General features: G+C 54.0%; 10 protein-coding genes. 3 read left to right on the plus strand and 7 right to left on the minus strand.

Annotated elements, in window-relative coordinates; genetic code table 11:
• Positions 1-287: 287 nt before the first annotated feature.
• From fghA to ACN0VL_RS14700, 3 genes are all read right to left on the minus strand, one after another.
• Entirely contained in the window at positions 288-1,127 is an 840-nt protein-coding gene (gene fghA / locus ACN0VL_RS14690) for an S-formylglutathione hydrolase (RefSeq protein ID WP_417618662.1), read from the minus strand.
• 355 nt (positions 1,128-1,482) lie between these two features.
• A complete protein-coding gene (locus tag ACN0VL_RS14695) occupies positions 1,483-1,956 on the minus strand; it encodes a hypothetical protein (RefSeq protein WP_417618681.1) in 474 nt (157 codons plus the stop codon).
• Between the two features lie 349 nt (positions 1,957-2,305).
• Complete coding sequence (locus ACN0VL_RS14700) at positions 2,306-2,521, minus strand: hypothetical protein (protein WP_417618664.1); 216 nt, start codon at positions 2,519-2,521, stop codon at positions 2,306-2,308.
• Positions 2,522-3,128: 607 nt separating this feature from the next.
• Here ACN0VL_RS14700 and ACN0VL_RS14705 point away from each other — a divergent pair.
• A complete protein-coding gene (locus ACN0VL_RS14705) occupies positions 3,129-3,320 on the plus strand; it encodes a hypothetical protein (RefSeq protein WP_417618666.1) in 192 nt (63 codons plus the stop codon).
• A 136-nt stretch (positions 3,321-3,456) separates the two neighbouring features.
• On the opposite strand, the gene ACN0VL_RS14710 is transcribed toward ACN0VL_RS14705, so the two are convergent.
• The 3 genes from ACN0VL_RS14710 to ACN0VL_RS14720 form a co-directional block, all read right to left on the minus strand.
• Positions 3,457-3,840, minus strand: coding sequence for a VOC family protein (locus ACN0VL_RS14710; protein ID WP_417618668.1), 384 nt, complete (start codon positions 3,838-3,840; stop codon positions 3,457-3,459).
• Between the two features lie 105 nt (positions 3,841-3,945).
• Positions 3,946-5,073, minus strand: coding sequence for an S-(hydroxymethyl)glutathione dehydrogenase/class III alcohol dehydrogenase (locus tag ACN0VL_RS14715; RefSeq protein WP_417618670.1), 1,128 nt, complete (start codon positions 5,071-5,073; stop codon positions 3,946-3,948).
• A 196-nt stretch (positions 5,074-5,269) separates the two neighbouring features.
• Positions 5,270-5,488, minus strand: a complete 219-nt coding sequence (locus ACN0VL_RS14720) for a hypothetical protein (RefSeq protein WP_417618672.1) — start codon at positions 5,486-5,488, stop codon at positions 5,270-5,272.
• 377 nt (positions 5,489-5,865) lie between these two features.
• Between ACN0VL_RS14720 and ACN0VL_RS14725 the strand changes: the two genes are divergently transcribed.
• Positions 5,866-6,735: a LysR substrate-binding domain-containing protein gene (locus ACN0VL_RS14725; RefSeq protein WP_417618675.1), complete on the plus strand. Its 870-nt coding sequence runs from the start codon at positions 5,866-5,868 to the stop codon at positions 6,733-6,735.
• 195 nt (positions 6,736-6,930) lie between these two features.
• Positions 6,931-7,122, plus strand: coding sequence for a hypothetical protein (locus ACN0VL_RS14730; protein ID WP_417618677.1), 192 nt, complete (start codon positions 6,931-6,933; stop codon positions 7,120-7,122).
• Between the two features lie 424 nt (positions 7,123-7,546).
• Here the strand turns inward: ACN0VL_RS14730 and ACN0VL_RS14735 are convergent, their stop codons facing one another.
• Positions 7,547-9,703: an FAD-dependent oxidoreductase gene (locus ACN0VL_RS14735; protein ID WP_417618679.1), complete on the minus strand. Its 2,157-nt coding sequence runs from the start codon at positions 9,701-9,703 to the stop codon at positions 7,547-7,549.
• Positions 9,704-10,076: the final 373 nt, after the last annotated feature.

A 10,076-nucleotide genomic window follows, 5' to 3' on the forward strand; every position in this document is an offset into this window, starting at 1 on the left:
AGGTTGAGCCGCCTTTACTTATTCTCACCAGGTGTTTCGGCATGATCTGCAAAAAACTGGGGAGCCCTCAGCGCGAAGGCGGGAATCCAGGACTTGTGGCGCAGAACTGTCAGTCTGCGGGTGCCTGCAAAGGCACTGGACCCCCGTCCCCGTCCCCGCCTTCGCGAGGATGACGTACCTATGCGAGGATGACGTACCTACGCGAGGATGACGTTCCTTTGCGGGGGTGACGAGATTATCTCGGGGGTGACGAAGCTATCACGGGGGCTGCTGGGTTCGCGAAGGAGTTAGCGAATCAGGTGCTCGGCATGAAAGCGCAGGTGCTGTTCGATGAAGCTGGCGATGAAGTAATAGCTGTGATCATAGCCTTCTCGACGGTTCAGCTCCAGCGGATAACCACTGTGGTTGGCGGCAGACTCCAGCGCCTCTGGCTTGAGCTGTTCGACAAGAAAATCGTCGGCTTCGCCCTGATCCACCAGCGCCGGCACAAACTGGCTGGCCTGGCGCATCAACAGGCTGGCATCGTAGTCGGCCCAGGTAGCGGTATCTTTGCCCAGGTAAGCATTGAATGCCTTCTGGCCCCACGGGCAGTTGACCGGGTTACTGATAGGACTAAAGGCCGACACCGAGCGGTAACGCTCCGGGTTGCGCATGGCCAGCACCAGGGCTCCGTGACCTCCCATGGAATGGCCGGAAATGGAACGCTGATCGTTGAGCGGGAACATGGACTCGACCAGCGCCGGCAGTTCGTTCAGCACATAATCGTACATACGATAGTGTCGGTTCCAGGGTGCCTGGGTGGCATTAACATAGAAGCCGGCCCCCTTGCCCAGATCGTAGCCTTCGTCATCGGCTACATCATCACCGCGGGGGCTGGTGTCCGGTGCAATAATAGCCATGCCCAGTTCGGCGGCCATACGCAGTGCACCGGCTTTCTGCATGAAATTTTCATCGGTGCAGGTCAGGCCGGACAGCCAGTACAGGGCCGGCACCTTGCTGCCGCTTAACGCCTGCGGCGGCAGGTAAATGGCAAACCGCATGGTGCAGTTCAGTGTTTCAGAATAATGGCTGTACTGTTTGTGCCAGCCATCGAAGCTTTTGTTACAACTCAGGTTTTCAATGCTCATCAAGTGTCCCTCCCAGAAACGGGTGCCGTAGTGGCGATGGCGATATTATATTCGCATTCTTTATGGTGATAATGGTCATATGTATCAAATAACCTTTACCATATAGTAATAGTGGTGAGGCAGATATCATGGCGCCAAGCGCCACGGGGCTTGTAGCAGGTGTAGTGGTAGCGGAGGTATTGAAGCCAATCGATGATGTAATGAGGTGGGTATAGCGGAGCGAATGCCGGCGGACGTAAAGCGGCGACCAGAAAGCCTGCTTGGCTTTCTGGTCGCGTTTATAATGCATCGGCAGGCGTTACACCGATCTCTTTGTAGAGAAAAAGGGGACGGTGTTGCCGTTCAGATAAATGGTTTACTTGGGTGCAAACATGGTGTCTGCGGTGCGGTGTGCAGTATAAACAGCTTCACCATCACTTTCGCCGTCGAAGATAACGGGAACATTCGGGGTGAACAGGACCACGTCACCGACTTCGGCGACATATTTGTTGCCCTGCTGGTCACGCATTACAATTTTGCCTTTGGTGATGACCTTGTATTCTACAAATTCATACACAAATTCAAATTCAACGCCGGGTTGCATGGCGAAGAAGCCAACGGTCAGGCCATTTGCATTGTCAGTCACGGTGAGTTCTGACATCTGGCTTTTCAAGTTATTGACTTCCAGCAAGCCCGCCAAGTCATTCATCTTGAAGGTGCCGGCCTTGAACAGCTGAATGCCAGGAGTGTGAGCCAGTTTGCTGGTATTGATTTCATTGGTTGACTGCGTCATTTTAATTACCTTATGTATTTTGTTACTGTGAATGTAGGTGCTGCTGAAAAAATATATTCAATAAAACATTATATTAATTATGTTGCTGTATGAATCGAGCAGTATGCTTGCTGTCTTTTCATGAGCACACTTTATATTGTTTATGAGTAATAAAAAGCACTGTTATAATAAATGACTTTTGTTTGTGAGTAACAATAAAAGCCAAGAGTAAAAGGTGAGCGACTGAACCCTTATGTAGTTAATGCTCTGAGTGGAAACCGTACATTTATTTTATGTGGGCTTATCAACGTTCTTTAATCCATATTAATGGCGTGTGATTTTTAACAAGGGGAACAGGCAAGAAGATGCTTGCTACAATTATTCAGCCCATGGTATTGGAATGACGCCACCGAGCTTGAGCTCGCTTTTACTTTGAATAGAAGCAGTATCCGGGCAGTGGAGAGCCGGCGCGGCGCAGCATTTTGCATTGGCGGTGGTCAACGCCATCACCCTTGGCAGACAGGGTTGATGCGCTTACTGGCTGGCTTTGAGTCTGAGCCTGAGCGGGCAAGGCTGCCATGCCAATGGTGGCAGAGACCAGCAGAGTGGTGAACAGGCGCTTCAGGGGAGTGGTATGGGTCATGATAATTCCTCAAATTAAGACACGGCGCAGGGATTGCCGTGTTGATGAGAGAATTATATATAGTTACAGCTATAAGATAATCACGCCATTTTACAAAATATAGTTACCGTATCGTAATTATACTCCGTCAGGGAGTCTTCCGCGTTGCTCCGCTCGAATCGAGAGGGTAACAGTCTGTGTGATGCTGCGGCTAACCGCGTGGTAATGGATTGGGTGGTGGCGGCGGCGTTTCGATCACACGCCGACTTATAGCATTTGCCATTATAACGGTCGCATTAATATTTGATAATAACCGAAAGTTTAAAATTACTTTTACTATAAAGAAACAATGTAATGTATTGTCCGGTGTATTAGGTATCAGCACCAGGAAGATGACTGGGCTGGTAATCGAGGCGTAAAATATGGGCTGGCAGTGGGTGCGGTTTGCAGTTTGATCACAAAATAATGATCTTTTGTTGTAACAATCTCGCCACCAGCCGCGACTTAATGAGTAACCATCAGACAGGATTGCCAAGGCGATCAAGGGCAACGCCCTGCTGATTGACTCAGGCCTTGCAGGCAACAACCGTGATCACAGGGCCGCTCATTTAGGTAGGAGGGACGCATTATGAAAGCCATTATTTCACTGATGCTGGCAGCTGTGTTTGCCGTCGCTATGTTACCGGCTCAGGCAGCCACTGTGTCAGCCAACACGGGCATCATTACCCAGACCTTGTCGATGGGGGATGGGGTGGATAGTCGTCAATGTATGTTGATGGAAAAACGTGGTCAGAAACTCCCCGGTTATTGTGGACCTTAAAGGGGAAAAACAGGTAATGGAAGGCGGGCCGAGATGCGAAAGCAGCTCGGCCCGTTTATGTGATGAACTCTCCGCAAGCGGCCAGTGATGGGGCGCGAAACGGCATGGTGCGAGACCTTGGTCTCGCACCAAAGGGTTACGCCGGCTTGAAGCAGTAGACGGCGAGCTTGTTGCCGTCCAGGTCGCGGGTATAAGCGGCGTAGGCATTGGGTGCCCAGTCGCGGGTACCCGGTGCGCCTTCGTCTGGGCAACCAGCCGCCAGGGCGGCGGCGTGGAAAGCGTCGATGGCGGCACGGTTGGGTGCCTCGAAGCTGACGGTCACGCCGTTACCCACACTGGCTGGTTGGCCGTTTGCCGGCTTCAACACGAAGAAAGCGGGCGCGTCTAGGCCCCAGATTGAACCGTTTTCATCCAGATCGGCGATGCGCTTAAGGCCCAGAGTGCCTAAAACGGTGTCATAGAAGGTGCGAGCCTTGTGCAAGTCGTTGGTGCCGACAGTCACATGGGTAAATACGCTCATGGTATTGCCTCCAGAATTAATGAATGATTCATTTACTCGAAACAGCAGCTGTATTTTTATTTAATACGGCGGCTGTACGTTATATAGCCCACATCATCGTGGATGTTATTTGTCGAAATGGATCACGGTACGAATACTCTTGCCCTGATGCAGCAATTCGAAGGCCTTGTTCAGATCCTCCAGTCCCATGGTATGGGTGATGAAGTCATCGAGCTTGAATTCGCCTTTCATGTAGCGGTCAACATAGCCCGGCAGCTCGGAGCGGCCCTTGACGCCACCGAAGGCAGAGCCTTTCCAGACCCGACCGGTCACCAGCTGGAACGGACGAGTAGAAATTTCCTGGCCGGCGCCGGCCACGCCGATGATCACCGACTCGCCCCAGCCTTTGTGACAGCATTCCAGGGCGGAGCGCATCACGTTGACGTTGCCGATACACTCGAAGGAGTAATCCACGCCGCCGCCGGTCAGTTCGACAATCACGTCCTGGATTGGCTTGTCGTAATCGTTCGGGTTGATGCAGTCGGTGGCACCCAGCTTGCGGGCCAGCTCGAATTTGCTCTCGTTGATGTCGATGGCGATGATGCGGCTGGCCTTGGCCATGGTGGCGCCGATAATGGCCGACAGACCGATGCCGCCCATGCCGAAGATGGCCACGGTGGCGCCTTCTTCTACCTTGGCGGTGTTCATGACCGCGCCCATGCCGGTGGTGACGCCACAACCGAGCAGGCACACTTCTTCGAGCGGCGCTGCTTTATTGACCTTGGCCAGGGCAATCTCCGGCAATACCGTGTATTCGGAGAAGGTCGAACAGCCCATGTAATGGAAAATGGGCTGACCGTCTTTAAAGAAACGGCTGGTGCCGTCCGGCATCAGGCCCTGGCCCTGGGTTTCGCGAATTTTCTGGCACAGGTTGGTCTTGCCGGATGTGCAGAACTTGCACTCGCCACACTCTGGGGTGTAGAGCGGTATCACGTGGTCACCCACCTGCACGCTGGTGACGCCTTCGCCGATCGATTCCACAATGCCGCCGCCTTCGTGGCCGAGGATCACCGGGAAGATGCCTTCCGGATCATCACCGGACAGGGTAAAGGCATCGGTATGGCAAACGCCGCTGGCGACAATGCGCACCCGCACCTCGCCGGCCTGGGGCGGCATCACATCCACTTCTTCAATAGACAATGGCTGGTTTGGCCCCCAGGCGATGGCGGCTTTGGATTTGATAATCTGAGTCATAGTGTCTCCAGGGACGGTGTTCAAGCACAAACCAAGCGAGCTCAACAGATTGGATGAGCCGGTTGGCGAGTATTTAGTGATAGTAGATGCAGTAAGACGCCGAGTGGGCCAACAGTGGTGACCCACTCTCGTGACCAACAGGGCTACAATCTTTAAGTGTAGTTAAAAGATCGGGTGACAGCGGTGGACCCGTTCATTAGAAGCAGTAGCCGGGCAGTGGCTGTGAGGAGCCAGCGCGGCGAAGGAGTTTGCAATGGCGGTGGTCGACGCCATCACCCTTGGAAGCCAGGGTTGATGAGACCATTGGTTGGCCTTGCATGTGGGTTTGCGCTTGAGCAGGCAAGGCCGCCATGCCGATGGTGGCAGAGACCAGCAGGGTGGTGAACAGACGCTTCAGGTTAGTGGTATGGGTCATGGTAATTCCTCAAATATGACACGGCGCAGGGTGCTGCCGTGTTGATGAGTGAATTATATATAGTTACCAGTAGAAGGTAATTACGCCATTTTACAAAATATAGTTACCATGTAGTAATTATTAGCCGTAGGGTCTGCAGCCACAGGCTCTGTCGAGCCGAGCGGGCTGTGGGCCTGTTCTGGACTGTGGTTAACCCCAAGATGTAGGGGTGTTGAATGGCTCTTTATGGTGGTTATCGCACGCCGACTTATCTCAGCCTGACATTATAATTACCTACTTTAAATTGATAATGGTCGAAAACTTTAAATTACTTTTACTATAAGGAAACAATATAATGTACGTATTGATGTACCCGACTCCAACGTAAGGAAGTAGCCATGTTTATCTGGGAAGGGGTGAGTGAGTTTGTAGCGGTAGCCGAGGTAGAGAGCTTTACCCAGGCGGCCAAAAGGCTGGGTATTTCTACCGCTCAGGTGAGTCGTCAGATCAGCGCCCTGGAGGGGCGGCTGTCAACCAAGTTGTTTTACCGTACCACTCGCAAGGTGTCGGTAACCGAGGCTGGGCAAATTTATTACCAGCACTGCCGACAGGTGCTCGACGGGCTGGAAGAGGCCGAACGCACCATTACCAATCTGCAGCTGGCACCCAAAGGAAAGTTAAAGCTAACGGCGCCGATAACGTTCGGTGAGAAAACCATAGCGCCTCTGGTCAACGACTTTGTACTGCGCTACCCCGAGCTGGAAGTGCAAATGAAACTGACCAACCAAATGCTGGACCTGGTGGCCGATGGCTACGATCTGGCGGTGCGGCTGGGCAAGCTGGAAGACTCCAGCATGATGGCAAAGCGGTTGTCTTCCCGTACTCAGTACGTGTGTGCCTCGCCCAGCTACTTATCGACTTATGGTGTGCCTTATACGCTTTCCGAGTTGGAGCAACATAATTGCCTGCAGGGCAATCTGGATTACTGGCGTTTTCAGGAGCAGGGCAAGGCGCGCAATGTGCGGGTAAAAGGCAATATCCGTTGCGACAGCGGCTGGGCACTGCTGGATGCGGCACTAAAAGGCATAGGCATAGTGCAGCTGCCGGATTATTACGTGCAGCCGGCACTGGATGCGGGGCAACTGGTGCCCTTGCTGGAGCCTTATCAAGAACCCGATGACGGTATTTGGGCTATTTATCCGCACAACCGCCATTTGTCACCCAAGGTACGGATGTTACTGGACTTTTTGAGCGAGTCATTAAGTTGAGTGCGCTGGTTTTTCTGCTTGACAACAAAAAAAATGTAATTTCTGTGTAACAAAACCCTCTCTTGGTGCGTCTATATAGTTAACCGTTAGACGCTGTTGCCGTAACGGAAGGGCAGTGGCCCTGTAGATAGACTCAGGCCTTGCAGGCAACGACAGTGTTCACAAGGCTGCTCACTTAGGTAAGAGGGAAGCATTATGAAAGCCATTATTTCACTTATGCTGGCGGCGGTGTTTACCGTAGCAATGTTACCGGCTCAGGCAAGCACGGTGTCGGCTAATACCGGTTTCATCAACCAGACCTTGTCGCAGGGTGATGGTGTGGATAGTCGTCATTGTATGCTGATGAAAAAACGGGGCATGAAAGCGCCCGGTTATTGCAGACCTTAACGAATAATGAACAAGAAGGCTGTATAAGAGGGCCGGGATGCAAACGCATCCCGGCCCGTTTTTATGTGCAGTTGCCGTCATCCTGAAGTTCATCAGGGTGATGGATTTTGCTGTTTTTTGTAGGCGCATACTTGTTCGCGCGATTTGATGTTGTTCCAGCTACGCTGGCTGCCGAAGTCCTCTTTACCAAAGAGACGGGGCGGGCTACAAAGAGCGGTGTTTTGTAGAGACAGCTTTAGCCGGCACTCCCGTCTCAGCAGAATGTTATTCACATCATCCTGCTAACGCAGGACCGGCAGCTAAAGCGCCGGACTACAGCGTGCGGTATGTTTTTGTAGGGTCCATTTCAATGGACCACATTTAAACATTCAACACTCACAACTCACAACTCACAACTCACCACTCACAACTCACCACTCACCGCTTACTCCTTTCCCAGCCGCCATTGATGATAACGGCCCAACCAGTTCAGCACCCGTTCGGGCGCATGGGCGCGTTTCCATTCACCGGCCACGTATTTATTGGCTTCCGCCAGGGTCGGATACACATGAATGGTGCCCAGTATCTTGTTCAGACCCAGCCCGTGTTTCATGGCCAGCACGTATTCTGCCAGCAGGTCGCCGGCGTGTTCGCCGACTATGGTCACCCCCAGTATCCGGTCTTTGCCGGGTACGGTCAGCACCTTGATAAAGCCCTGATCAGCACCGTCTGTGATGGCTCTGTCCAGCTCGTCAAGCGCAAACCGGGTCACCTCATAGGCGATATCCTGTGCTTTGGCTTCCTGCTCGCTCAACCCCACGCGAGCCACTTCAGGGTCGACGAAGGTACACCAGGGCACCACCGAATAATCGACGGCGAAGCGTTTTAAATGGCCAAACAAGGCGTTGACGCTGGCGTACCAGGCCATGTGAGCGGCGGTGTGGGTGAATTGATAGGGGCCGGCCACGTCACCGGCGGCATAAATATTGGGGTACAGGGTTTCCAGATAATCGTTGGTGGTGACGGTGCGATCCGTGGGTATGCCCAGGGCTTCCAGTCCGTAGCCCTGCAGGCGGGCCTTGCGGCCAAGTGCCAGCAGCAGATCGTCGCATTCCAGTATGACTTCCCGATCCTGATGAGTCGCAATAACCCGGGGGCCATGGGGCCCTTGTTCTACCCGCAGCGGGCTATGGCCGGTGAGCACCCGAACGCCGTCGGCGGTAAGAGCACTTTTTACCCAGTCACCGACTTCCGGATCTTCTTTTGGCATCAGGTGAGCATTACGCTGCAGCAGGATGACCTCGGATCCTAAGCGGGCAAAGGTTTGCGCCAGCTCGCAGCCGATGGGACCGCCGCCCATCACCAGCAGCCGCCTGGGCGGAGTATCTCTATCGGCCATGGTATCCCACAGGGTGTCGCTGGTCAGGTAGTCGACATCATCCAGCCCGGGTATCGGCGGCACGGCGGCGCTGGCACCGGCGGCGATGATGATGCTGCGGGCCGTTAGCCGCTGCACGGTGCCGGTAGCGGAGGTAATTTCCACCGTCCAGGGATCCACCAGCTTGCCGTAGCCCTGCAACACTTCCACTCCCAGCCTGGTGTAGCGCTCGACGCTGTCGTGCGGCTCTATTTTGCGGATGATGGCCTGCACCCGACTCATCACCTGTTTAAAGCTGAACGCCGGTTGGGTGCTGGTCAGGCCGAACTGCTCGGCATGACGCATCTGTTGGGCCAGCTTGGCGCTGCGGATCAAGGCCTTGCTGGGCACGCAGCCGGTGTTGAGGCAATCGCCGCCCATCTTGTCGGCTTCAATCAGGGTGACCTTGGCCTTGACCGCCGCCGCTATGTAAGAGCTGACCAGGCCGGCGGCGCCGGCGCCGATCACGATAAGGTTGCGATCGAAATGGCGGGGTTTGTTATAGCCGCTATACACACGGCGGCGTTGCACCAGGCGCAGCCCGGCACGGGCCAGCAGCGGAAAGAGGCCGAGCAAAGCAAACGAGGCCAACAGCGCCGGTGACAATATACCGCTCAGGCTGTTGATGGCCGCCAGCTGGGTACCGGCGTTCACATATACCAGGGTGCCGGGCAGCATGCCGAGCTGGCTGACCCAGTAGAAGGTGCGGGCGGGCAGGGCGGTTAGCCCCATCAGCAAATTGATGATGAAAAACGGAAACACCGGCACCAGCCGCAGGGTAAACAAATAAAAGGCTCCGTCCTGACTGACGCCCTTGTTGATGGCCTTGAGCCGGTCACCAAAACGCAACTGTACCTGATCGCGCAGCAAAAAACGCGACACCAGAAACGCCAGGGTGGCCCCTATGCTCGAGGCAAACGATACCAGCAGCAACCCCTGCCACACGCCAAAGAAGGCGCCGGCGGCCAGGGTCATAATGGCGGCACCGGGCAGCGACAGCGCGGCCATCAGCACATAGAGCACAAAAAAGCCGCTGGCCATCAACCAGGGGAACTCGGCACGCAGCGCGGCAATTTGCGTCTGTTGTTGTTTCAGGGACTCCAGTGTGAACCAGTCACCTAAATCGAAGATAAAAAACAGGGCGATCAGCAGTAACAGCAGGGTAAGCAGCAAGGGTTTGCGCATAGAAATATCCTTTTAGGGCGATGCGGCGGGGTCGGCGTCGATGATCATAATGAAGGTTATGCACAAAGTCGCAAGGAGGCGGCCGATTATTACAATGTGGTTTCTTATTGAAGACCAAATCGGCTTTTTCTCTCGTCATTCCCGTGCAGGAACGTCATCCTCGCGCAGGCGGGGACGGGAATCCAGGGTATATGGCACCGAACCGACAGCCCGCGGCTTTTCTGCAAAGTCACTGGGCCCCCGCCTTCGCGGGGGTGACGATTATTGCGGGGTGACGGGGTATTCGAAGGGGACGCTCATAGACAGGATCTTAAGCGGTAATACCATGAAATAAATAGAAAAAAGGCTTCAATTGTGATCTGATGTTAGTCGC

It is taken from the genome of Oceanisphaera sp., assembly GCF_048268965.1.
Lineage (GTDB): Bacteria > Pseudomonadota > Gammaproteobacteria > Enterobacterales > Aeromonadaceae > Oceanimonas.

Coding starts and splice junctions, on each gene's coding strand:
- fghA (WP_417618662.1), bottom strand. CDS start 1,127: ATGAGCATTGAAAACCTGAGTTGTAACAAAAGCTTCGATGGCTGGCAC.
- ACN0VL_RS14700 (WP_417618664.1), bottom strand. CDS start 2,521: ATGACCCATACCACTCCCCTGAAGCGCCTGTTCACCACTCTGCTGGTC.
- ACN0VL_RS14735 (WP_417618679.1), bottom strand. CDS start 9,703: ATGCGCAAACCCTTGCTGCTTACCCTGCTGTTACTGCTGATCGCCCTG.
- ACN0VL_RS14725 (WP_417618675.1), top strand. CDS start 5,866: ATGTTTATCTGGGAAGGGGTGAGTGAGTTTGTAGCGGTAGCCGAGGTA.
- ACN0VL_RS14715 (WP_417618670.1), bottom strand. CDS start 5,073: ATGACTCAGATTATCAAATCCAAAGCCGCCATCGCCTGGGGGCCAAAC.
- ACN0VL_RS14705 (WP_417618666.1), top strand. CDS start 3,129: ATGAAAGCCATTATTTCACTGATGCTGGCAGCTGTGTTTGCCGTCGCT.
- ACN0VL_RS14720 (WP_417618672.1), bottom strand. CDS start 5,488: ATGACCCATACCACTAACCTGAAGCGTCTGTTCACCACCCTGCTGGTC.
- ACN0VL_RS14730 (WP_417618677.1), top strand. CDS start 6,931: ATGAAAGCCATTATTTCACTTATGCTGGCGGCGGTGTTTACCGTAGCA.
- ACN0VL_RS14710 (WP_417618668.1), bottom strand. CDS start 3,840: ATGAGCGTATTTACCCATGTGACTGTCGGCACCAACGACTTGCACAAG.